The 22,770-nt window shown below is 41.5% G+C and carries 21 protein-coding genes and 4 tRNA genes; 16 read left to right on the forward strand and 9 right to left on the reverse strand.

Going from position 1 to position 22,770, the window contains the following annotated elements:
* The first annotated feature begins 194 nt into the window (after positions 1-194).
* On the forward strand, positions 195-437 hold the full coding sequence (locus B2R65_RS18905) for a hypothetical protein (RefSeq protein WP_024034198.1): 243 nt from the start codon (positions 195-197) through the stop codon (positions 435-437).
* On the opposite strand, the gene B2R65_RS18910 is transcribed toward B2R65_RS18905, so the two are convergent.
* The 5 genes from B2R65_RS18910 to B2R65_RS18930 form a co-directional block, all read right to left on the reverse strand.
* Positions 434-1,471, reverse strand: coding sequence for a hypothetical protein (locus tag B2R65_RS18910; RefSeq protein WP_286745305.1), 1,038 nt, complete (start codon positions 1,469-1,471; stop codon positions 434-436). The genes B2R65_RS18905 and B2R65_RS18910 overlap by 4 nt on opposite strands.
* Positions 1,472-1,572: 101 nt before the next feature.
* Complete coding sequence (locus B2R65_RS18915; RefSeq protein ID WP_286745308.1) at positions 1,573-2,244, reverse strand: tRNA (adenine(22)-N(1))-methyltransferase TrmK; 672 nt, start codon at positions 2,242-2,244, stop codon at positions 1,573-1,575.
* 148 nt (positions 2,245-2,392) lie between these two features.
* A complete protein-coding gene (locus tag B2R65_RS18920; protein WP_064386656.1) occupies positions 2,393-3,346 on the reverse strand; it encodes a class I SAM-dependent methyltransferase in 954 nt (317 codons plus the stop codon).
* Positions 3,347-5,341, reverse strand: a complete 1,995-nt coding sequence (uvrB, locus tag B2R65_RS18925) for an excinuclease ABC subunit UvrB (protein WP_286745312.1) — start codon at positions 5,339-5,341, stop codon at positions 3,347-3,349.
* Between the two features lie 4 nt (positions 5,342-5,345).
* A complete protein-coding gene (locus tag B2R65_RS18930; RefSeq protein WP_096739369.1) occupies positions 5,346-6,716 on the reverse strand; it encodes an MATE family efflux transporter in 1,371 nt (456 codons plus the stop codon).
* Between the two features lie 1,062 nt (positions 6,717-7,778).
* Here B2R65_RS18930 and B2R65_RS18935 point away from each other — a divergent pair.
* The 12 genes from B2R65_RS18935 to nth all read left to right on the forward strand — a co-directional run bounded on the left by B2R65_RS18935 (position 7,779) and on the right by nth (position 17,221).
* Positions 7,779-7,855: transfer RNA gene (locus B2R65_RS18935), tRNA-Asn, on the forward strand.
* Between the two features lie 21 nt (positions 7,856-7,876).
* Positions 7,877-7,953: transfer RNA gene (locus B2R65_RS18940), tRNA-Asn, on the forward strand.
* A 21-nt stretch (positions 7,954-7,974) separates the two neighbouring features.
* Positions 7,975-8,051 (forward strand) — tRNA-Asn (locus B2R65_RS18945).
* 26 nt (positions 8,052-8,077) lie between these two features.
* Positions 8,078-8,154: transfer RNA gene (locus tag B2R65_RS18950), tRNA-Asn, on the forward strand.
* 148 nt (positions 8,155-8,302) lie between these two features.
* On the forward strand, positions 8,303-10,246 hold the full coding sequence (locus B2R65_RS18955) for an EAL domain-containing protein (RefSeq protein ID WP_096739368.1): 1,944 nt from the start codon (positions 8,303-8,305) through the stop codon (positions 10,244-10,246).
* A 214-nt stretch (positions 10,247-10,460) separates the two neighbouring features.
* Complete coding sequence (gene rsxA, locus B2R65_RS18960) at positions 10,461-11,042, forward strand: electron transport complex subunit RsxA (RefSeq protein ID WP_004589478.1); 582 nt, start codon at positions 10,461-10,463, stop codon at positions 11,040-11,042.
* A gap of 1 nt (position 11,043) precedes the next feature.
* Entirely contained in the window at positions 11,044-11,598 is a 555-nt protein-coding gene (gene rsxB / locus B2R65_RS18965; protein WP_004589479.1) for an electron transport complex subunit RsxB, read from the forward strand.
* 8 nt (positions 11,599-11,606) lie between these two features.
* Complete coding sequence (gene rsxC, locus B2R65_RS18970) at positions 11,607-14,159, forward strand: electron transport complex subunit RsxC (protein WP_286745316.1); 2,553 nt, start codon at positions 11,607-11,609, stop codon at positions 14,157-14,159.
* On the forward strand, positions 14,156-15,214 hold the full coding sequence (gene rsxD, locus B2R65_RS18975) for an electron transport complex subunit RsxD (RefSeq protein WP_286745318.1): 1,059 nt from the start codon (positions 14,156-14,158) through the stop codon (positions 15,212-15,214). Before rsxC ends, rsxD begins: the two co-directional genes overlap by 4 nt.
* On the forward strand, positions 15,211-15,849 hold the full coding sequence (rsxG, locus tag B2R65_RS18980; protein WP_004589482.1) for an electron transport complex subunit RsxG: 639 nt from the start codon (positions 15,211-15,213) through the stop codon (positions 15,847-15,849). Before rsxD ends, rsxG begins: the two co-directional genes overlap by 4 nt.
* Positions 15,846-16,544, forward strand: a complete 699-nt coding sequence (locus B2R65_RS18985) for an electron transport complex subunit E (protein ID WP_004589483.1) — start codon at positions 15,846-15,848, stop codon at positions 16,542-16,544. Before rsxG ends, B2R65_RS18985 begins: the two co-directional genes overlap by 4 nt.
* A 44-nt stretch (positions 16,545-16,588) precedes the next feature.
* Complete coding sequence (nth, locus tag B2R65_RS18990) at positions 16,589-17,221, forward strand: endonuclease III (protein WP_286745321.1); 633 nt, start codon at positions 16,589-16,591, stop codon at positions 17,219-17,221.
* A 49-nt stretch (positions 17,222-17,270) separates the two neighbouring features.
* On the opposite strand, the gene B2R65_RS18995 is transcribed toward nth, so the two are convergent.
* Entirely contained in the window at positions 17,271-17,930 is a 660-nt protein-coding gene (locus B2R65_RS18995) for a hypothetical protein (RefSeq protein ID WP_273586747.1), read from the reverse strand.
* Position 17,931: 1 nt separating this feature from the next.
* On the reverse strand, positions 17,932-18,438 hold the full coding sequence (locus tag B2R65_RS19000; protein WP_273586746.1) for a sigma-70 family RNA polymerase sigma factor: 507 nt from the start codon (positions 18,436-18,438) through the stop codon (positions 17,932-17,934).
* 497 nt (positions 18,439-18,935) lie between these two features.
* Between B2R65_RS19000 and B2R65_RS19005 the strand changes: the two genes are divergently transcribed.
* Positions 18,936-19,439, forward strand: a complete 504-nt coding sequence (locus B2R65_RS19005) for a hypothetical protein (RefSeq protein WP_273586745.1) — start codon at positions 18,936-18,938, stop codon at positions 19,437-19,439.
* An 87-nt stretch (positions 19,440-19,526) separates the two neighbouring features.
* Here B2R65_RS19005 and B2R65_RS19010 read toward each other — a convergent pair whose 3' ends face one another.
* Together B2R65_RS19010 and B2R65_RS19015 are read right to left on the reverse strand one after the other, a co-directional pair.
* Positions 19,527-19,892, reverse strand: a complete 366-nt coding sequence (locus B2R65_RS19010) for a DUF4345 family protein (RefSeq protein WP_024034145.1) — start codon at positions 19,890-19,892, stop codon at positions 19,527-19,529.
* A 2-nt stretch (positions 19,893-19,894) separates the two neighbouring features.
* Complete coding sequence (locus B2R65_RS19015) at positions 19,895-20,860, reverse strand: AraC family transcriptional regulator (protein ID WP_273586744.1); 966 nt, start codon at positions 20,858-20,860, stop codon at positions 19,895-19,897.
* A gap of 209 nt (positions 20,861-21,069) precedes the next feature.
* Between B2R65_RS19015 and B2R65_RS19020 the strand changes: the two genes are divergently transcribed.
* Both B2R65_RS19020 and B2R65_RS19025 read left to right on the forward strand, forming a co-directional pair.
* Positions 21,070-22,020: an SDR family oxidoreductase gene (locus B2R65_RS19020; protein ID WP_273586743.1), complete on the forward strand. Its 951-nt coding sequence runs from the start codon at positions 21,070-21,072 to the stop codon at positions 22,018-22,020.
* 133 nt (positions 22,021-22,153) lie between these two features.
* The gene (locus B2R65_RS19025; protein ID WP_273586864.1) at positions 22,154-22,687 is read left to right on the forward strand and encodes an alpha/beta fold hydrolase; all 534 of its coding nucleotides are present in this window, start codon (positions 22,154-22,156) and stop codon (positions 22,685-22,687) included.
* The last annotated feature ends 83 nt before the right edge of the window (positions 22,688-22,770 follow it).

Genomic DNA, 22,770 nt, shown 5'->3' on the forward strand with positions numbered 1-22,770 from the left:
TTAAAGTCACACGGTTTAATCTCAAATAGACTTATTAATTATGCCATTAGTTATTAAACAATAACGCAGGTGTATCAATGATGAACACAACTCCACGCTGTAATCGACAAATAAAGTTACAATTGTCAGGTTTAACCGCTGCTAAATATGGTTATACTTTATGCAACAGTTAAAACTATAAAAAGGAAGTGGTTATGTCAGGCACTACAATGATAGTACTTATTGTGCTTATATCGGTTGGCTCTGGGGTTATTTACGATATGTACAAAAAGCACCTTGAATTTAAACACAAAATGCAAGATAGCAACCAAGATGCAAATAAACAACTGGCCGAGGTAAGTGCCCAAGTGGTTGCTTTAAAAGAGCGCGTGCAAACGCTTGAGGCCATAGTGACAGACTCAAGCTACACCACAAAAGAAGAAATTAACCGCCTTTAAAAACGGTATAAATGTGCATTTTCTGGCTGCTCTATACCGTGGGCAGCTAAAAACCCATCTATAGCTTGGCCGCAACCTTGTGGCGCACGCGAGCTATCAATTTCAAAATTAAGCTTATTTGCATGTTGCTTGCCAAGTGAGCACAGCTCCAATACTTTTGGCGAGCGCATTGCCACACTAAGTGCACCTATTTTTTCTACGCAATTGTGTTTACTAAATCGGGCAAACCCTTGGTATTTAAATTGCTCACTCACATACTCATTACTAATATCAACCAGGGCATTAATAAGGCCATGTAAAAAGCTATTTGCGCTGCTATCACTGGTTAAAAATGCAAAGGTTTTATTATTAAATTCTGTAAGCTGACAAGTGTCGCAGTGTAATTTTAAGGTGTATAACCACTGCTGCGAGCTTATTTGCTGCAAAGCACTTAGCGATATCTTATCACCTGCAAATACTACCCGTTTTAATAACTGCTCAATTGTGCAATGCTGCTCATTGCCCTGCGGCGCGTGTGCAATAACAAGCTCTGCATTTTGTGCCATAACCGGTAAATCATGATGATTATTAAATGGCGTGCTGGTGGTATTATTGCTGTGAGTAAGTTGAAACAGCTCTCTTACCTCGTGCTCTCGCGCTATTTTAAGCGCTAAAAACGCTGTTTGAATAAGCTCGGAGGTTGGTAAGTTTTCCTCTACTATCCAGCGCCTGCCAAACAGTAATTTTTTTGCTGTGCCCTCACCCGCGTAACTACTGGTTTTGTAATTATCGGGGCTGAGTACGGCAACTTGTAAATAAAGTTGCTGATCTTTTTGTGCAGCAAGCACTCTAAAGTGCGCTGAAAAATTGATATTTTGAAGCACTTGATTAACGCTTTGTAAGGTGTGTTTATAGCGTAAAAAGTGCTGTGGAACTATCCAGCTGTTATTAGCAAGTTGCACTAATGGAGCATACGAAATTGGCTGCTCGTAGCTGTTTTGCCATTTTTGCTCTGCACTGAGCCGCGGCTCAATGCGTCTTTTTTTATCTGACATACATAAACCAAATAAACTCGCGCAAGGCGATATAATCTATGTTGATGTTACGTTTTTGCACCTTGCATTAGATCACACTATTAGCGCTAAATAAGCCATTTTTAAGCGTCGCTGAGTTTTTTATAATCTGTTATAACTTTTTGATAATAAAGCTCATCTTTATTAAGCATTTTATTATAATGAGTGAGTAACTGTTTAAGGTATTGCCTGTGCGATGCATTATTTAAATCCCACATGCTGTTACCGGTAGATGTGAGCAACGTTGTGTTACGTTGACTTACCTCTATAAGCTCATAATAGCGGTTGTTTTCAGTGATTAATTGCTCGCTTTCAAGGCCTAAGCCTAATTTGGCTAAACCACTGCGCAAATGATAAGTATGGTGTATAGGGCAAACTATAAAGCGGGTGCTTGCTACAGATGCAGCGCAATTGTTTTTGATAATGCCGACTACAAGTTTTAGTAACAGCTCGCCGCCAACACCTGCAATAACCACAGTATTTAATACATTTGGAACGAGCTTTATTTCTCTGACATCTTGGCAATGTACTTTATATTGCGCATCACTTGGCAGTGTTTGGCTAATATTTGTAAGGTGCTCGCTCAGCTCGGCCATTATTTTATCTACCACATCTACAAAATTAACCTGTTTTGCAGCGCGGCGCTTTAATAGTGCAATGCCTAAGTAACCATGATCGCAGCAGCAATCCCAAATAACATCAACGGGGTTAGTAATTAACGCATTAATTGCGTTTAAACGCTTACTCAGTTTCATTTAATACCAATTAGCTTAATTAAGTGATCTATTTTGAGGCTGGAAAAACGTGTTGATAGCTAGGCAAAAAAGTCGCTATTTAGTTGTTCTAAATGAGAGTTTTTTAACACAGATAGCGACACGTTTAGCCCCTTAAAATGATTAAGTATTATTGCGAATTGGTATAAGTTGCGGTATGCGCCGTTTTATACACTAACGCTTTTAAGCTTTTATTGCTGTCTACTTCTACAAAACGGGCCGTTGGTGCAAGGCGCTCAACAAATTCTATTGCTCCTTGGGTGTGCTCGTTTATTAAAGCTTTAAACGCATCTTCGCTAAGCTCTGGGCTATTAGCGCATAATAAAAGCTGTGTGGTATCGCACAGTAGTTCGGGCAATCTGCGCAGCACCTTTTGATAATCTTTAGTTAGAATAAAGCTGCCCTTTTGAAAGCTTGGCGGGTCTACAATAATTAAATCAAACGGCGCTGCTTTTTTTAATTTACCAAACGACTTTAAAATATCGTGCGGTAAAAAACTCACTCCGCGCTCGAAACCATTAAGTTGGTGGTTTTGCTTACCTACTTTAAGTACGCCTTTGCTCATATCCATGTTCATAACGTGATCAGCCCCGCCTTGCATTGCCGCAAGCGAAAAACCACACGTGTATGAAAACAAATTAAGTACTTTTGCATGTTTACTATTGGCAGAGACAAACTCACGCCCACTTCGCATATCGGGGAATATTCCGGTGTTTTGGCGGCTTGTTAAATCCACTAAAAAACCAATGCCGTTTTCTTTTACCACATGTGGCGAGGGAAGATTACCATGCACTAAACGATTGCTGCTTTGTACACCCGCGCGCTGTTGATACACCAATGCAGATATCAATTCAGGGTGATGCTGCTGCGCCCACGCCCAAAGGGTACTGGTCAGTGTATTTAATGTAGCTTCGTCAATTTCATCGTAAGAAATTAAAAACAAGCTTGGCGGATAAAAGTCTAAATTAATATGGCTTAGCGATGCCACGCTATGGCCGCGGCCATGAAATACGCGGCATAGTTCGTTTTGTAGTAATGGCGCATCTTCAAGCGCGCTTATTAGGGGCGAAAAATCGGGTGTCATTTAGTTAATCAACTGTTGTTGTAGTTCGTGTATTTCGTCGCGTACAGACGCGGCTTTTTCAAATTCAAGGTCGCTGGCGTAAGCATGCATTTTGCTTTCAAGCTGTTTAATTTGTGAGGCAATTTCTTTCGCACTGAGTATTTTTTTAGACTCTTTACGTACCAGCTTAAGGTTATCTTGTGGTGCGGCTTCTTCGCCCACATCCATAATATCGGTGATCTTTTTAACCAAGGCTTGCGGCTCAATGCCGTGCTCTATATTAAAGGCGTGTTGTATTTCGCGGCGGCGCTGGGTTTCGCTAATCGCTTTGTCCATCGATTTAGTGACTTTATCGGCGTATAAAATGGCGCGCCCGTCGAGGTGGCGAGCAGCACGACCAATGGTTTGAATAAGCGAACGTGCTGAGCGTAAAAAGCCTTCTTTATCGGCATCTAAAATGGCAACTAGCGCCACTTCGGGCATATCTAAGCCTTCTCGTAATAAGTTAATACCCACTAACACATCAAACACACCGGCGCGTAAATCACGAATTATTTCAACGCGTTCTACTGTGTCTATGTCTGAGTGCAGGTAACGCACTTTTACGTTGTGCTCGCTTAAGTAATCGGTTAAATCTTCCGACATACGCTTGGTAAGGGTGGTTACCAGTACTCGCTCACCTTTTTCTACACATTTATAAATTTCTGAGAGTAAATCATCTACTTGAGTGCCTACAGGGCGTATTTCTATTTCTGGGTCTAACAGGCCCGTTGGGCGTATAACTTGCTCTGCTACTTCGCCTGCGCTGCGCTCTAATTCAAAATCACCCGGCGTTGCCGATACATAAATAGTTTGCGGTGCTATGGCTTCAAATTCTTCAAAGCGCAATGGGCGGTTATCCATCGCCGATGGCATTCTAAAGCCATATTCAACTAGGTTTTCTTTACGGCTTCTATCGCCTTTATACATGGCACCTATTTGCGATACGGTTACGTGCGATTCATCGATGATCATCAATGCATCATCAGGAAGATAATCGAGTAATGTGGGTGGTGGATCGCCCGGTGTACGCCCCGACAAATAACGGCTGTAGTTTTCTATGCCCGAGCAATAACCAAGCTCGGTCATCATTTCTATGTCGTATTGTGTACGCTGCGCTATGCGCTGCTCTTCTACTAATTTATTGGCACTTAATAATTGTGCTCTGCGTTCTTTAAGCTCTGCTTTTATTTTTTCTATGGCATCAAGAATTTTTTCGCGAGGCGTTACGTAGTGCGTTTTAGGGTAAATAGTGGCACGTACTATGTGTTTTTCTACCGCACCAGTAAGGGGATCAAAAATACTAAGGCGCTCTATTTCGTCATCAAACATTTCTACGCGTACTGCATAGGTGTCTGACTCAGCAGGAAATATATCAACAACTTCGCCACGTACACGGTAAGTACCACGGCTAAAGTCAATGTCGTTACGGGTATATTGCAGCTCAGCTAAGCGGCGCAGCATATCGCGTTGGTCGACCTGTTCGCCTACTTTTAAAAGCAGCATCATTTTCATGTATGAGTCGGGGTCGCCCAAACCATAAATAGCCGACACAGAGGCCACTATTATGGTATCGCGGCGCTCAAGCAATGCCTTAGTAGCACTTAAACGCATTTGCTCTATGTGCTCATTAATAGAGGCGTCTTTTTCTATAAACGTATCGCTGGCAACCACGTAGGCTTCTGGCTGGTAGTAATCGTAGTAAGATACAAAATACTCAACTGCATTATTAGGAAAAAACTCTTTCATTTCTCCATACAACTGCGCGGCTAGTGTTTTATTATGCGCCATTATTATTGTTGGGCGATTTAAATCGCTAATAATATTGGCCATGGTAAATGTTTTACCTGTACCTGTAGCACCGAGTAAGGTTTGATGCGCAAGCCCGGCTTCTAAGCCTTCTTCAAGCTGTTTAATCGCTGTGGGTTGATCGCCCGCGGGTTTAAATTGTGACTTTAGCTCAAAGTGATCACTCATTCATTTACTCCGTTACCGTGTTACTGCATATTGCATCTAGCTCTTTTACAAACCATTTGTACGCGACTAACCCTGTGAATACATTACCGATTGCAGCGCCAATAAATAAACCAATCAAGCCACCTAGCATACTGCCTACATAAGCAAAAGGCAGATAAAACACAAACAAACGAATAATACTTAAAAACAATGCATTCATAGGTTTGTGTAAAGCATTAAACGATGAATTTGATAAAATGATCACCCCTTGAAAACCATAACTTAGCGGTATGGTGTATATAAAGAGCTTAATAACATCGATTACAGCTTGTTCTTTACCAAATAATTGGCTTATTACCCCTGACAGCGCAATGAGTAAAATATAAATAGCAAATTGCCATATCATCACAAATTTAAGCGTACCAATGTACGCCTCTTTTACGCGGCCTAATTTACCCGCCCCAAAGTTTTGGCTAACAAAAGGAGGCAATGTCATCGACAAAGCCAGCACTAAAATACTGGCAATTGATTCAATACGGCTGCCCACACCAAAAGCGGCAACCGCTTCGGGTCCATGATTGGCAACGAGTGCGGTCATCACAGCCATTGCTACTGGGGTAAGCATGTTAGCCCCCGCTGCGGGTAAACCTATTTTAAGTACTTTTTTAATTGCACTTGCCGCAGTTTGATTACCGGCTTTTAAGCTTAATAGTCGCTTTTTAACACCCAGCACATATAAAATAATGATAACCGCTACGCCCCAAGCAATAACACTGGCAATAGCGGCACCTTGAATGCCTAGTGCCGGTACTGGGCCCCAGCCAAATATTAAAATAGGATCGAGTATGGCATTAATCAGCCCTGCCCCACCCATTACTATACTGGGTGTTTTAGTATCGCCACTGGCTCGTAATACCGAATTACCTATCATGGGGGTAATTAAAAATACGCTGCCAATAAACCAAATATTCATATATTCATGAATAAGTGGCAGCACTAATTGTCCGGCCCCTAATAAAGTGAATATTGGGTCGATTAGTAAATATCCAATAAACGAAAGTAAAATAACTAATAGTAGCGCCACAATAAGCGACACACTGGCATCAAAACGCGCCTCTTCTATTTTATTACTGCCTAAGGCTTTCGCTATCACCGCTGATGTGCCAATACCTAAACCTATGGCTAGGCTTATTACCGTAAAGGTTACCGGAAACGTAAAGCTTACCGCCGCAAGGGGCTCTGTGCCCAACATACTGATAAAAAATGTATCAACTATATTGAACATCATTAGCGTGACCATGCCAAATATCATCGGAATGGTCATTTTTTTCAATGTAGGCAAGATAGGATCGTTAAGTAAATCTGGGCGTGATTGAGAATGTGAAGTTTCGCGCATGGAATAAATAAGCCTCTTTTACTGAGCGAGCCATTTTAAAGCATCATAGCAATTCAAGCCACGGATTTATCAATGGATTTCATACTAATAATAAAGCAACAATTAAAAAAATAGCTAAAGTTGAATTTTTAAGTATTTGTGCACAAATACGCCCTTAGAGCGCCAAAAAACAATAAGTGAACATTTTTATTACTTTTTTAACATTTAACCCTGCAAATTCGCTGAATTTTTACACAGCGCGGTATTAATCTTTATCGTAACGAATTAATTTACTCATCGTTGCATGGTAATTCAGCATGCATTTATAACCCTATGTTTTTTATAGTAATAAAAAAATCGTTTTAAAAGCTTGAAATCGTTGTAGCGCCCTAAAACTCTGGTCGGGACAGTGTTCTTAAAGTTTCATAAACAGAGTTATCCACAGAAACCGTGGATAACTCAGCTGAGCCCGCATTTATAAAGGCTTGCGCGCTGGCTAAAATTCAGCTCAGGTCCAACCTTTGCTCAAAGTTAAAGTTAAAAACTTATCAATGCTTGCAAACAAAAAATTAAGCTAAGCCAAATCTTTGTGCCTAATACAGCTATAAGTGACTTAATTAGTTAACGCAAATATTTAGCAACTTATTGATTGTTTTGTTTTTGTACAGCTTTTTAAAATAAAGTTCCCAGCCACGGCTTTATTAGTTTAACCTCTCTTAAATACCGTAATACGAAAAAACTACCCTGCTGGATTTTTTAAAAAGATCTGCTAGCTAAATTTATACTCGGTTTTATGACAACCAGGTTAAATACAAATTTACTGATTTGCCGCGATAAATTTTGTCTCAGCGGCATTTTTTACACATAAATTAAACAATGGCTATTTTATGGGCGCTGTTTTTTTCACATTGGTGTGAGTCTAAATAGAGATTTACCGCCGTGTTTTGCATAAATAGAGTTATAAAATGCGCAGATCGAACATAAAAACAACGAATAAACTTCTTTTTTAAATTTATGACTTTTATATGTTGACACTTTGCGGCTCCATCATTAATATTTCGCCCCGTTGAAAGGCATGACGCTTCCCCCTTAGCTCAGTTGGTTAGAGCGACGGACTGTTAATCCGCAGGTCCCCCGTTCGAGTCGGGGAGGGGGAGCCAAGTTTTTCAATCATAAACGATTCCCCCTTAGCTCAGTTGGTTAGAGCGACGGACTGTTAATCCGCAGGTCCCCCGTTCGAGTCGGGGAGGGGGAGCCAAGTTTATGTTTATGATGTAGTTCCCCCTTAGCTCAGTTGGTTAGAGCGACGGACTGTTAATCCGCAGGTCCCCCGTTCGAGTCGGGGAGGGGGAGCCAAATCATAAAATTACATCTCTATTTGTTCCCCCTTAGCTCAGTTGGTTAGAGCGACGGACTGTTAATCCGCAGGTCCCCCGTTCGAGTCGGGGAGGGGGAGCCAATCATAAGAATTTCATAGACATTTCAGTAATTTTCCACTACTCTTCTGCTTTATAACTAAAACATAATATCTATTCTAATGTGTTGCTATTAGTTGAATGATCAAGGACCTGATTCCTTTCCTTTTGAACTATTAAAAGATTGATAACATGGCTGGCTTTAAAAAACTTATTTTTATACAAATCCTGTCTTGGCTTGTATGTGTTGCGGCTGGAAGCTACTTCATATCTGTAAGCTTTAATAATGCAGTAAGTGAAGCACAAACTTCAGCGCAAACCAGCGTAACACGTTACATTAACAGCTTAACTAGTGATGAGCTTTCGCCTGAAAGTATAAAAAAAGCGATTGGCGATGGTAAAACGTTTTCAAGCTTTATACTAAGAGACTACCAAGGGGCTGAGGTATTTTCAGTTAACTCCCCTACCCAGCTACCCATGTTTGCTGAATTTATTCAATCTAGCTTTAATTCTGTTCGCCCACAGTTTGCCGTTAACGACGCTGCAGATATAAAAGTAGAATTTACCCTCAACATTGATCGTTTAGCGCAGCAGCTACAAACCTCTTTATTTATAGTTATATTTATTTCTGCCTTTTTAGTGATTATTCCTATCATATTAATGAAGTCTATTTTTCATAGCTTAAATAAAAATATCAGCATGACCGTTGCCGATGTAATAGACATTTACATTAACCAAAATCAAATTGGCGACGACTTAGACACCGCACTTGATGCCAGTAAAATGAAAAAGCTAGGTAAAGATTTAGTCCCGAGCTTTAATCGCCTTTCGCATTTTTTAAAAAATAAAAATGATGATATTCAAAACGCTGCCCTAAGTATCAAACAAGAAGCCTATAAAGATGTAATTACTGAATTAGGTAACCGTAATATGTTTGTTGAATATTACGAAAAACACATCGAGAACAGTGAGCGCAGTACGTTTGGTTCGTTAGCGCTTGTACGCTGTAGTGAGCTGCAAACTATAAACCAAAGCCGTGGCTACCAAAAAGGTGATGACTACGTTAAAGGTGTGGCGGATATAATTAAGCATATAAGCGGCACTTACACCGGCAGCCAAGTATTTAGGCTAAATAGCTCAGACTTTGCCATTGTACTACCTAATACCCCACTTAAAGAAGCAGAGCGTTTTGGTGAAAACCTGCAATCGCGCTTTACTCAATATCAACAAAACCAAGAGCTAAGCTCTGTGGCTAACACAGGTATTGTGGGCTACGAAAAAGGCAAACCGCTGGGTGAGCTATTATCGGTTGTCGATAACGCAATGAGCATGGCGCAATCTAAGCAAGTAAATGCATGGCATGTGCAGCGCGAAACCGATTTAGTTAATAATGTAAGTGCAGGGTTTGGTAACCAAAACTGGCGTAAAGTGATTAACGAAGTGATTGAATCAAAACGTGTTCACTTAGTAATGCAAAATATTATGCCGCTGGGTAAAAGCATTAAGGCGTATGCAGAGATACAAGTGCGCTTTAAAACCGAAGATAACCAAGTGCTTCCTACGGCCTCGTTTTTAGCCATGGCTGAAAAACTCGATATGGCCATAGAAATTGACCGCTTAATTATTGACTCATCACTTGAAAAAATTAAAAGCCGTAACCTCTCTGAAAAGTTTTTTGGCCTGAATGTAACCGCCTCAAGTGCACATAACGATCAATTTGTTATTTGGTTAGAGCGCCGCTTATTAAAAGATACGCATATAGCCTCTAAATTAGTATTTGAAGTAAGTGAGTTTGGCCTACAGCAAAATATTAAAGCCAGTAAACGTTTTATTGATATGGTGCATCGCGTAGGTGCCCGCGTAACGGTTGAACGCTTTGGTGTAGGACTAACGTCGTTTAAGTTTTTCCGTGATTTAAAACCAGACTTTATTAAAATGGATGCAAGTTACACCCGCGGCCTAGAAGATGATAAAAACAATCAATACTTTATGCGCCTAATGGTTGATTTAGCCCACCGCATTGGTGTGAGTGTGTTTGCAGAGGGCGTTGAAAGCCAAGAAGAAAAACACATAGTAGAAACGCTTTGCCTAGACGGCGTACAAGGTTATTACATAGAAAAACCTAAAGATATTTAGCACCTCTCCTTAATTAAAGTAAAAAAGAGCACATGTGCTCTTTTTTGCGTTTAGCTGTTTAATTTTTCGCTTACTTTAAAATCACATAAATTTTACAGCTTTGTGATCGCTTAATTATTTTACTGTGTTTATTTAACTGATAACGACTCGCATATGTTGTTTATCGGGGCAGAAAAAAGGATAATACACAGGATTTTAATAGCGCGAGGCACACATGACAGAATATGTCTTGTTATTGATTGGAACCGTTCTAGTTAATAACTTTGTATTAGTACAATTTTTAGGCTTATGTCCATTTATGGGTGTATCAGGCAAGCTTGATACCGCTATTGGTATGTCTTTAGCAACCACGTTTGTGCTTACTCTTGCCTCTGTTACAAGCTATTTAGTTAATCAATATATTTTAGCGCCGCTAGATATCGAATTTTTACGCACCATGAGCTTTATTTTAGTGATTGCCGTTGTGGTGCAATTTACCGAAATGGTTGTGCGTAAAACTAGCCCGACTCTATACCGTTTACTGGGTATATTTTTACCGCTGATCACCACTAACTGTGCGGTATTAGGTGTTGCGCTTCTTAATATAAAAGAAGATCACACCTTTTTACAATCGGCCGTGTATGGTTTTGGCGCAGCCGTTGGCTTTTCATTAGTACTTGTATTATTTGCAGCGCTGCGCGAACGCCTTGCTGCTGCAGATGTTCCTACCCCGTTTAAAGGCGCCTCAATAGCCATGATCACCGCCGGCTTAATGTCGATGGCGTTTATGGGTTTTACCGGATTAGTGAAGTTTTAATATGACCTTAATGTATGCCTTGATAGCGCTTGGCTCGCTAGCGCTTGTTTTTGGACTTATTTTAGGCTTTGCAGCTATTCGCTTTCGTGTAGAAGGCGACCCAATTGTTGAGCAAATAGATACCATTTTACCGCAAACCCAGTGTGGCCAGTGTGGCTATCCGGGCTGTCGCCCCTACGCTGAGGCAATCGCCAACGGGGATGAAATTAATAAATGCCCACCAGGCGGTGAAGCAACGGTTAAAAAGCTGGCCGATTTAATGGGCGTAGAGCCTAAACCGCTTGCCGGTGGCGAACAAGCAGAGCCGATAAAAACAGTGGCCTATATTCGCGAAGACGAGTGCATAGGCTGTACTAAGTGTATTCAGGCATGCCCTGTGGATGCCATTGTTGGTGCTACACGCCAAATGCACACTGTACTAATAGAAGAATGTACCGGCTGCGATTTATGTGTAGAGCCCTGCCCTGTAGATTGCATTGATATGCTGCCTGTAGCCGAAACAAAACAAAACTGGAAATGGCAACTTGATGCTATTCCTGTCACGCAAATAGATTAGAGGTTTGAGTGGAAAAGTTACTTGAACAAATTAAAAAAGGCACTGTTTGGGCATTCCCGGGCGGCGTGCATCCACCACAACAAAAAACACTCTCTAACAGTGCGCGTATTGCTAGGCTTCCTCTACCTGATAAGTTAGTTGTACCAATTAAACAGCACATTGGTGCTAACGGAAAATTAATTGTAGAAAAAGGCCAACAGGTATTAAAAGGCCAAGCACTTACCGTGCCCGTTGCGAATTGGTCTGTGCCTGTACATGCGCCCAGCTCTGGCACCATAACAGATATTGCTTCTATGCCTTCGGCGCATCCATCGGCTTTACCTGAGCTAAGTATTATTATTGAGCCTGATGGCAAAGATCAATGGTGCGAACTAACCCCAACACCTAACCCAAGTGAGCTTAGCCACGATGAATTAGTCGATATAATTCATCAAGCAGGTATAAGTGGTATGGGTGGAGCAGGCTTTCCTACTTATGTAAAAGCCGATATAAAACAACCTATTGAGTTTTTAATTGTTAATGCTGTTGAGTGCGAACCATACATAACAGCCGACGATGTGTTAATGCGTGAACATGCCAAGCAAGTAGTGCAAGGCATTGAGCTAATGCAACAAATTTTAAACCCGACACTGTGTATTGTTGGCATTGAAGATAATAAGCCCGAAGCCATAGCGGCTATGAAAAGTGCCGCAGAGCACAACGCCAATATTGTTATTCAAACGGTGCCTACTGTTTATCCATCGGGCGGCGAAAAACAATTAATTAAATTACTTACAAACCGTGAAGTACCCAGTGGCGGTATTCCTGCCGATATTGGTATTTTAGTGCACAACACAGGAACTTTGTTTGCTGTGCAACAAGCGGTGTACGAAGGTAAACCGCTTATAGAGCGCGTTGTTACAGTAACAGGTAACACCATTCATAATGCAGGTAATGTATGGGCATTATTAGGCACCGAAGTTAAGCACCTGCTTGATTGCCAAGGTTTTTCACCCGTACCCCAGCAGCGCGTTGTAATGGGCGGGCCGATGATGGGCTTTACCTTACCGACTGTGCGTATTGGGGTAATTAAAACCACCAACTGTATTTTAGCCCCCGATCATAAAGAGCTGGCTGAGCCTGGGCCTGAAAAAGCCTGTATACGTTGTAGTGCCTGTGCAGATGCCTGCCCTGCTTCGTTATTACCACAGCAATTACAATGGTTTGCAAAATCAAAAGAATACGACAAATTACAAGAGCACAACTTATTTGATTGTATTGAATGTGGCGCGTGTGCGTATGTATGCCCAAGCGAAATTCCATTGGTGCAGTATTACCGCGTAGCAAAAGTAGAAATAAAAGAGCAGCAAGCCGAAAAAATTAAAGCCGATAGAGCAAAAGAGCGCTTTGACGCCCGTAAAGAACGCCTAGAGCGCGAGCAACAAGAACGTCAAAACCGCCATAAACGTAAACCAGCGGCAAAAACATCAGATGAAAAGCAAAAAGTAGCGGATGCCCTTGCCCGCGTTAAGAGCAAATCATCGGATGGCGATGAAAAATCAGCTGTAGCCGCTGCAATTGCCCGCGCCAAAGCAAAAAAACAGCAAGGTGAAGAGCTAGAGCCAGATAACAGTGAAGTAGCTAAAGAGCGTGCACTACGTAAAGAAAAAGCACGTAAATATAAAGAACAAAAAGCTGCCGAGGGCGAGTCATCACCAACACCTGATGATAAAAAGTCAGCCGTAGCTGCTGCTATTGCCCGCGCTAAAGCGAAAAAAGCGGCGCAAGCTGAGCAAAGTGCAGAGCCACAAAACGATGAAGCAACCGCCGCACCTGATGATAAAAAAGCAGCGGTAGCTGCTGCTATTGCCCGTGCTAAAGCGAAAAAAGCGGCGCAAGCTGAGCAAAATGCTGAGCTACAAAGCGATGAAGCGCCCGCCCCAGCTGATGACAAAAAAGCTGCGGTAGCTGCTGCCATTGCCCGTGCTAAAACTAAAAAAGCGGCGAAAGCTGAGCAAAGTGCAGAGCCACAAAGCGATGAAGCGCCCGCCCCAGCTGATGACAAAAAAGCTGCGGTAGCTGCTGCTATTGCGCGTGCTAAAGCTAAAAAAGCGGCGCAAGCTGAGCAAAATGCAGAGCCACAAAGCGATGAAGCCCCCGCGGCCGCAGATGATAAAAAAGCAGCGGTAGCTGCAGCTATTGCGCGTGCTAAAGCTAAAAAAGCCGCTAAAGCGGCTGCGCAATCCCAGCAATCAGATGAGCCAAGTGCTGCTGAGCAAACAGGTGAAGTTGAGCCTGAAAACTCACAAACACGCTCTCCTGCTGATGACAAAAAAGCGGCCGTAGCTGCTGCTATTGCCCGTGCTAAAGCAAAAAAAGCCGCTAAAGAAGCAGAGCAATCAGCAGCAAGTGAACACAGCGCACCTGAACACAGCAATGAGCCACAAACCAGCAGCGGTTCAAACTCTGAGAAAACGGCCTCTGAGCAAACTGCAGCAGAGAAGAAAAAAGCCGCCGTGGCCGCCGCAATAGCGCGCGCCAAAGCTAAAAAGTTACAAAAAGAAGGAAATGATCAGTCATGAAATTAACCATGGCCAGTTCGCCGCACAACCATAGCCATAAGTCGTTAACGCGATTAATGCTAACCGTAATTGCTGCGTGTATTCCTGGGCTAATAGCGCAAGTGGTATTTTTTGGGACTGGCGTACTTATTCAGTTAGTACTGGCACTTGTTGCTGTAAGCGTATTTGAAGCAGCCATTATGTTAATGCGTAAACGCCCTGTTTGGCCTGCATTGAGTGATGGTAGTGCTTGGCTTACTGGTGTGCTGTTAGCACTGAGTATTCCGCCGCTGGCGCCTTGGTGGGTCATTATTATTGGCTGTTTATTTGCCATTGTGATTGTAAAGCAACTTTATGGTGGGCTTGGGTTTAACTTATTTAACCCAGCAATGGCCGCATACGTACTACTTTTAGTCTCGTTTCCGGTGCAAATGACCGCTTGGTTACCCGTTACCGATTTACTTAATGCCCCAATTGGCTTTATTGACCAATTACGCCTTATATTTACTGATTTTACCGCTCTGGGCTTTAGTGTTGATCAAGTCCGTGCCGGCGTTGATGGCCTCACCATGGCCACCCCGCTTGATACAGTTAAAACCGATGTAGCTCATGGTCTAACTGTTAGCGAAAGCATGCAAAAACCGATTTTTTCTCAATGGGCTGGGCTTGGTTGGCTATGGGTTAACCTAAGCTTTTTAGCCGGTGGTTTATACCTATTAAAAGCTAACATTATAAACGGGCATATTCCAGTAAGCTTTATAGGCTCACTAGCGCTGTGCAGTGCCATTGGCTATATTGCCGCGCCGGGTACCGAGCCGGGTATGGTATTTCATTTATTAAGTGGCGCAACCATGATGGGCGCATTTTTTATCGCCACCGATCCTGTTTCGGCTGCAACCACCAATAAAGGGCGCTTAATTTATGGTGCGTTAATTGGCTTGTTGGTGTATTTAATTCGCACCTTTGGTGGCTTCCCTGATGCGGTAGCCTTTAGTGTATTATTAATTAATATTGCCGTACCGCTGATTGATTACTACACCCAACCACGCACTTATGGCCACGGAGCAGTAAAATGATTATTTCATCAATGGCTAAAAATGGCGCGATATTAACCGCCTTTGCACTGATAACAACAGGCTTAGTTGCCTCAATTGATGCCTTTACCGCCGATAAGATTGCCGAGCAAGAACGCTTGCAACTAACCTCACAATTACAAGAGGTATTAAACCCAAGCAGCTACGATAATCAGCTCAATACAAATTGCGTAATTATGAGCGATGAACAACTGGGTCCTTACCCCGAGCAAGTTATTTACCGCGCTTATAAAAATCAGCAACCTGTTGCACTTGTAATAAGACACATAACACCTAGTGGTTACAGTGGCGATATTAACTTATTAACCGCCGTACTTGCTGATGGCACCATTGCCGGCGTTCGTACTACTAAGCACGAAGAGACGCCCGGCTTAGGCGATAAAGTAGAAGTTAAAAAGTCGCTGTGGATCACTACATTTAACGATTTAACGGTTCAAAGTGAAGACGATGCCCGTTGGGCGGTAAAAAAGGATGGTGGCCAGTTTGACCAATTTACCGGCGCAACAATTACCCCTCGCGCCGTGGTAGGCTCGGTAAAAAATGCCGTATTATTTGCAAAAACTAACTTTGACGCCATTTTTAAACAGCCTAATGCTTGCCAAGAGGTAACCCAATGAGTGAGTTAAAAACCTTATACAAAGAAGGCGTATGGGCTAATAACCCCGCGCTAGTACAGCTACTCGGTTTATGCCCGCTTTTAGCTGTTACATCAACTGTAACCAACGCGCTCGGCCTAGGGTTAGCTACTTTATTAGTTTTAGTAGGCTCTAATATTACTGTTTCAGTTGTGCGTAATTGGGTGCCTAAAGACATTCGTATTCCGGTATTTGTCATGATTATTGCAGGCTTTGTGACCATAGTTCAGCTACTTATGAATGCGTACACCTTTGGCTTGTATCAATCATTAGGCATATTTATTCCACTAATAGTAACTAACTGCGCCATTATTGGCCGTGCAGAGGCATATGCCTCTAAAAACCCTGTTCACCTGTCTGCATTCGACGGCCTAATGATGGGCTTAGGCTTTATGGCCGTACTGTTAGTACTCGGTGCAATGCGCGAACTGATAGGCCAAGGTACATTATTTGATGGAGCCGATTTGCTTCTAGGGCCATGGGCACAAAGCCTACGCTTGGAAATATTTAGTTTCGATAGCCAGTTTTTACTCGCTATTTTACCACCCGGCGCCTTTTTAGGGCTTGGGCTGCTAATAGCAGCAAAAAATGTTATTGACGCACAAATAAAATCAAAACAAGTAACGCCGCCAGAAGCCGAAAAAGGCCCACGCGCACGTGTTACTAGCTTAACTTAAGGGGAAAACGCATTAACGCTATTAGCTAATGCGTTTTAAGTTGCATGAATAAAGAAAAACGTCACCAAATACTCTCGCGCCTACGCGATGATAACCCACACCCAGAAACCGAGCTTGAATATTCAAGCCCATTTGAGCTACTAGTAGCCGTTACGCTCTCTGCACAAGCCACCGATGTAGGGGTAAATAAAGCCACCCGTAAATTATTTCCGGTTGCTAATACGCCACAAGCCATTTTAGATATTGGCCACGATGCGCTTCGCGATTATATAAAAACCATTGGCTTGTTTAATTCAAAAGCCGCAAACGTGTACAAAATGTGCCAAATATTGGTTGATCAACATAACGGCATTGTTCCCGAGAACCGCGAAGCTCTAGAAGCCCTACCCGGTGTTGGCCGAAAAACCGCAAATGTCGTGCTCAACACAGCTTTCGGCTGGCCAACCATTGCCGTAGACACGCATATTTTTCGTGTTTCAAACCGCACAAAATTTGCTATGGGCAAAGATGTAGTCGCCGTTGAGCAAAAACTTGAAAAGGTTGTTCCTAAAGAATTTAAAGTAGACGTACACCACTGGTTAATACTACACGGACGCTATACCTGCGTAGCACGCAAGCCTAAATGCGGCAGCTGTATTATTGAAGACTTGTGTGAGTTTAAAGAAAAAATAGAATAACCTCGAATAACTCTGTTTTGGGTATTTTTAAAGTAAGACAGCTAATTAATTAGCTGTCTGTCGAGTCTATATTATTTATAAATTGCGCCATATTTACTAAACGCTCACCGACAATAAATGCAATGGTGCGTTTAACCCAAGGCGCTTTAATATTTGTGTAGTTTAGTTTAGCTAATACGCAGCTTGTAATTATTAAAAGTAGAAGCGATGACACGCTGTAAAACCAAACCATGTGTTGCTCTAGGTGTGCAAACAAGTCAATTTCAAATAGCACATCAAAGCCAATAAAAACATAAGCCATATAAAAAGGTGCAGACATAAATAACAACTTAATTAGTTGTAATTTATGTGAGCAAAGGCGGTAAACGTCTTTTTGTAGTTGGCTAATTGGCTTTGCATAATCAATGTTAGCAATATGCACTATTTGGCCAATATTACCTGCAAGGCCAGCAATGGAAAATACACTCAGTATCAACGCAGATATTGAAGGCGCTGAAACACTAAAGTTATTTGCAATATACTGCCCCAATAAAACAATAATAAAAAAGAAGGCTGCGCTTTCAATAATACGTGCCCACTTCATAGCATTAAGCTCTTTCATTTGTTTATTCACTTTTGTTTCGCTCAGCAGTGATTGGTTTATTGTAATGGCCGATTCGTTAACACTATTTTGCTGCTGCCATGTGTTTTTAATGTTATCTAAATTCATATTAAGCCCCCTGTTTTTCAAATTGATTTTTTAGTGTTTCTTTAATGCGGCCAATTCGCGTAGCGACGTTGGTTTTACTTATGCCTAAACTCGTCGCTATGCTTTGATGGGGTTCGCCTTCTAAATACAGCAATACTATGGCTTTATTTAACTTATCGAGCTTTGCTATAAATTCATAAAGCTGCTTAACCTCTTCGCTTTTATCATTGTGCGCTGAGAGGTCGGCTATGTGCACAATGCACTGCTCACTTTCATTGGCTTTATCTTCTCGTTTACTGTCTTTGCGGTAATATGAAATCGCCACATTCAGTGCTATTCGGTACATCCACGTAGAAAACTTATAGTCTTTGTCGTAATTTTCATAAGCAAGCCACATTGTGGTGAGTATTTCTTGCGCTAGGTCTTGCCTGTCGTGTTGGTTTTGACAGTACGAGTTAACTATTTTATAAATAATGCCTTTATGCTGCTCCATTGTTTGAGCAAACAGTGCTTTTTTATTGGTGTTCATTTACGCATAAATCCATCATCTAAATTAATCTCATCACGTATTTTTTCATCGCAGTTTTATTGTGTTTAAGTGCTAATGCATCTGTTTTTAAAAGTAATAAAGTGCGGCGCTTTGGCTAATGCAACATAGCCTGTACACATTTATATAATCATTTTAGCTGCACGATAGTACTCACATAGTCGTCTTATCTAGTTATTCGCAGTATCGCTGAAATAATCACAACTATTTAAAAAATAATTATCTGAGGGAGTAATAAGCTAAGTAAAAGAGCAAAGCGAGGAGTTAGCTCTTTTTCTGCTTTGCTATTAAAAAGGGACTCCTAGTTAAAAGATTTTTTTAATATAGCAATAGTTAATATTATTGTATCTCTGGTTATCGAATATGACTCAGGCTAAAGGTGGTAAAAAAACATACAATCTGCTATTAATAGTGAATAATAATTTAAGGAGGTTTCTGCGTTAGCGCTGTAAGAAACCACATAACTTCAAGGATGTATTTTGCAAAGTAATCATTCAAAATTTCAGCCAAATAAGTGGTCATTATTAAATTTAGCTGTTGTACTTATACTGGCGGGTGCATTTTATTATTTGGGTCAATTTTCTGTATTTCATTCGATTCTTTTAAGCCTAATTTGTTTTATTTCATTTTTAACCTTATTAATTTTAAAGCGTTGGAAAGCATATATTAACTATTTAAAAGCAATAGGAGATGAGATACAGCGAGAAAGATTTCACTTAGGTGAACACATAGTATCGATGGTTCCTTACATGAACTTACAAATAACAGTTCATGCACGTATGGATGAATCAGCTTTATTAATCAAAAAAGCAAATTGTTATATTTCAATTAATCTAAAAGATATTTGCTCATTTGAGCCAGCTGAATATTTCGGACGGCCAATCGCGAAAGTAATTTTGGCCGATAATAAAAACTTAACTCCTGCACTCTATGTACCTTGGTCTGAAGAAATGGCGCTAACTCAAAGTAAGGCTCATGGGTAAACGCCTTTGTTTGCTTATCATGCCTTAAAGGTATTAAGCGTTACACTCTAAGGCAATACTAAGATTTATAGCGGTTTAACTCTGATACTAAGTGCGTACTTTTAAATACCACCAAATTAGAGGCGCCAATATCACTATTTCAATACCCACATTTAGCCACTGTTTTGCTACCGAGCCATCTAACATAATGCCAATAAGCCTTGCAATTAATAGTCCTACGAGTAACGATGACAGTGTTGCCGCTATGCTAGCTTGCCAAGGTACAAGCTGATGATGAAATTGCAGCAATAAGCCAAAACCAATAAATAACCCCCACCAAATTCTGCGCTCTACGGCCTTAAAAATATCATTAGGAACTGGCTTATTGCTTATCAGCTCAGGGTTGGCAGCTAACACTATGCCAAAAATAATTAATACCGCACCAACAACCCTAAAAATGACTATATTATCCATGATCAATCCCTCAGGCTGGTTGTTTGATCAACTGTTTGAGCAATCGATTGCTCAACAAGCTCCTGAGGTAACTCTTTTGCTTGGCTCCACTGCTTTGGCGATTGCCCATACATGCGTTTAAATTCTCGGCTAAATTGTGATGAGCTAACATAGCCTACCGACATGGCCGCCGAACTTACGTTCATACCCGCTGCAATTTTCATCGCAGCGGTATTTAAGCGCATAGATTTAACAAATTGAATCGGCGACATACTGGTCGCATCCTTAAATTTTCGATGCAAAACTGCCCTACTTACGCCAATTTTTGCTGCCATATCGTCTATGGTTATGGTTTCATCTAATCGAGATGCCAAATAATCAATTGAGCGTGCTATGTCGTTTCCTACGCCAAAGGCTTGGTGCACACTACTACCTGCCTGTCCGTTTAATATGGCGTAATATAATTCTCGCAGTCGCCCTTCACCTAAAACCGCAATATCTACAGGGTTGCCTACAAGTTGCAGCAATCTTAGTAATGAATCGGTAAATGAGTCATCCCATGCTGCGAGTGTAAGCCCTTGCGTTTTGGCCCCTGATGCGTGTTTTTTTACACCTTGTGCAGCCATGGTAATAGATAATTCGGTCATCACTTTTGTATCTAGCGATACAATAACGCCTAGCAAGGGGTTCTCAGGTGAAGCCGTGGGTGTACCCGCTTCTACCGGCATAGACATAGGGCAGCACATATAATTATTTTCATCGTATATAAAATGCTTACCATCGAGTATGGCTTCTTTAGTGCCACTGACTATAGCAACAATACACGGCTCGTATACCGCAGGTGCACAGCGCATAGCATGCGTTACTTTAAACAACTGAACACCTTTAATACCCGTTTCTATTAGCCCTTGGGTATAATTTTCATCGTTGTTTACATCGTTAAAAGACAGGCTATTTTGTATAAGTTGCTTAATGTGGTGTTTGCTCATTCACCCATACCTTTTAAATATAGAATAAATCCAATCTAGCACCGTAAATACACATTCTCAATGCAGCGATACAAATAGGCATATTTTAAAGAGGATATCGCCTAGTTACACCTGGTGGCGAGAGTTATATTACCTAACAAGCACTTTAGAGCAATATGCATAGCCCTGTACTGCATATTTATACTTAACTATTGATAGGAATTTAACTAATGAGCGCAACTAACCCATTTGGCCCTTCTGGCTGGACTCCCGACCAACTCAGTTCTTTAGTTGGTAAATGCTATCTAATAACGGGAGCAAATACAGGCGCAGGCTTTGAAGCAACCCGACTATTACTCGCTAAAGGCGCAAAAGTAGTTATGCTCAATCGTAACCCTTTAAAATCAGATGAAGCTATTGCTAAGTTAAAACAGGAGTTTGGCAATAGTACCGATGTGAGCTTTATAAAAATGGACCTAGCAGAGCTTGCATCAGTACGCCATGCAGCCAACGAGGTATTACAAGCTGTGCCACACATAGATGCACTTATTTGTAACGGCGCTATTGCGCAGGTCGCGACTCAGCAATTTACTAAAGACGGCTTTGAAAGTCAGTTAGGGGTTAACCACTATGGGCACTTTTTACTGTGTGGTTTGCTATTTAATAAAATAGAGCAATCTAGCGGGCGTATTGTCGTAGTGGCCAGTGAAGGCTACAAAATGGGGCTTAAAACGATTCAATTTGATGACATGAATTGGAATAAAAACTACCACCCAAATAAGACCTACTGCCACAGTAAACTTGCACAAATGATGTTTGCTTATGAGCTGCAAAATAAAATAGCCGCCGCCAATAAAAATGTGCAGGTGTTTGTGTGTCACCCAGGTGCAGCTAATACCTCTCTTATTGGCGATAATGTTAACTTTGCAACCCGATTTACCTGGTCACTAATAGTAAAAATGGGCTTAGCGCAATCGGCAGAGCAAGGTGCATACCCTGAGGTTATGTGTGCCACCGAGCATAACCTAAAACAACGTGCGTATTATGGCCCATCAGGAAGATGGAATTGGAGCGGCCCCGTAGGAATATGCAAACTTGAGCCGTTTGCTTTAGATCAGCCTGTGCTAAGCAAATTATGGGCGGTTACTGAGCAGCACACTGCTTTTAAATGGACAATATAATTGCTAATAGCGAGCGTATGTAGGGTGTAAAAGTAATGAAAAACCATTAGTAATCGGCCTAATACTTTTACTTTTCCTAACCGGCTGTAAAAGTACCAATAATCCCCCTGTACAGTATAAACCTAATGATGAGCTGGTAGTACTTGCCCATGGATTAGGCAGAAGCGATTGGGCAATGCGATATTTTGCCCAACAGCTTAAACGTGCTCATTATAAAGTATGCAGCCTAAATTACGCCTCTTTAGGGCAAAGTGTTGAGGCTGTATTTACGCAAACAACCACACAAATTAATGCATGTATTGCTAATGCGAGTAAAGTACATTTTGTCGGCCACTCCCTAGGTGGCTTAGTTATTAGAGCCTACTTGCAAAATAACCCTCGGGTATTTAATGGTAATACACTTGGAAATGTCGTGTTAATTGGTACGCCTAACAAAGGCAGCGAATTAGCTAATCATTTAAATGGTTCATGGTTAATGCATATAGCCGGCGGTGTAAGCCAATCTCTAATTACAGGCAGTAAGAGTTTGGGCAACACCATAAATGAGCTGGACATTGATTTAGGCGTAATAGCCGGTACTAAAGCATCCCCCCTGACACAGCATTATTTTAAAGGTAAAAACGATGGCTTGGTGTCTGTAGAATCAGCCAAACTGAGGGCGTGTTGATTTTTGCGGATTGAAATTTGTTCAATCTAGGGGCGATTAAATCGCGGCGCGAGGTTTGTAACCTAGTGGGCTAAGTAAAAACC

The sequence above is a fragment of the Pseudoalteromonas sp. UBA2102 genome (assembly GCF_002331165.1).
Lineage (GTDB): Bacteria > Pseudomonadota > Gammaproteobacteria > Enterobacterales > Alteromonadaceae > Pseudoalteromonas > Pseudoalteromonas atlantica.

Bases quoted from the DNA above. Each gene is read 5' to 3' on its own strand.
- uvrB (WP_286745312.1), bottom strand. From the start codon at position 5,341: ATGAGTGATCACTTTGAGCTAAAGTCACAATTTAAACCCGCGGGCGAT.
- B2R65_RS19010 (WP_024034145.1), bottom strand. From the start codon at position 19,892: ATGGATAATATAGTCATTTTTAGGGTTGTTGGTGCGGTATTAATTATT.
- B2R65_RS19015 (WP_273586744.1), bottom strand. From the start codon at position 20,860: ATGAGCAAACACCACATTAAGCAACTTATACAAAATAGCCTGTCTTTT.
- B2R65_RS18905 (WP_024034198.1), top strand. From the start codon at position 195: ATGTCAGGCACTACAATGATAGTACTTATTGTGCTTATATCGGTTGGC.
- B2R65_RS18910 (WP_286745305.1), bottom strand. From the start codon at position 1,471: ATGTCAGATAAAAAAAGACGCATTGAGCCGCGGCTCAGTGCAGAGCAA.
- rsxA (WP_004589478.1), top strand. From the start codon at position 10,461: ATGACAGAATATGTCTTGTTATTGATTGGAACCGTTCTAGTTAATAAC.
- B2R65_RS19000 (WP_273586746.1), bottom strand. From the start codon at position 18,438: ATGAACACCAATAAAAAAGCACTGTTTGCTCAAACAATGGAGCAGCAT.
- rsxG (WP_004589482.1), top strand. From the start codon at position 15,211: ATGATTATTTCATCAATGGCTAAAAATGGCGCGATATTAACCGCCTTT.
- B2R65_RS18995 (WP_273586747.1), bottom strand. From the start codon at position 17,930: ATGAATTTAGATAACATTAAAAACACATGGCAGCAGCAAAATAGTGTT.
- B2R65_RS19020 (WP_273586743.1), top strand. From the start codon at position 21,070: ATGAGCGCAACTAACCCATTTGGCCCTTCTGGCTGGACTCCCGACCAA.
- B2R65_RS18915 (WP_286745308.1), bottom strand. From the start codon at position 2,244: ATGAAACTGAGTAAGCGTTTAAACGCAATTAATGCGTTAATTACTAAC.
- nth (WP_286745321.1), top strand. From the start codon at position 16,589: ATGAATAAAGAAAAACGTCACCAAATACTCTCGCGCCTACGCGATGAT.
- B2R65_RS18930 (WP_096739369.1), bottom strand. From the start codon at position 6,716: ATGCGCGAAACTTCACATTCTCAATCACGCCCAGATTTACTTAACGAT.
- B2R65_RS18920 (WP_064386656.1), bottom strand. From the start codon at position 3,346: ATGACACCCGATTTTTCGCCCCTAATAAGCGCGCTTGAAGATGCGCCA.
- B2R65_RS18985 (WP_004589483.1), top strand. From the start codon at position 15,846: ATGAGTGAGTTAAAAACCTTATACAAAGAAGGCGTATGGGCTAATAAC.
- B2R65_RS18955 (WP_096739368.1), top strand. From the start codon at position 8,303: ATGGCTGGCTTTAAAAAACTTATTTTTATACAAATCCTGTCTTGGCTT.
- rsxB (WP_004589479.1), top strand. From the start codon at position 11,044: ATGACCTTAATGTATGCCTTGATAGCGCTTGGCTCGCTAGCGCTTGTT.
- rsxD (WP_286745318.1), top strand. From the start codon at position 14,156: ATGAAATTAACCATGGCCAGTTCGCCGCACAACCATAGCCATAAGTCG.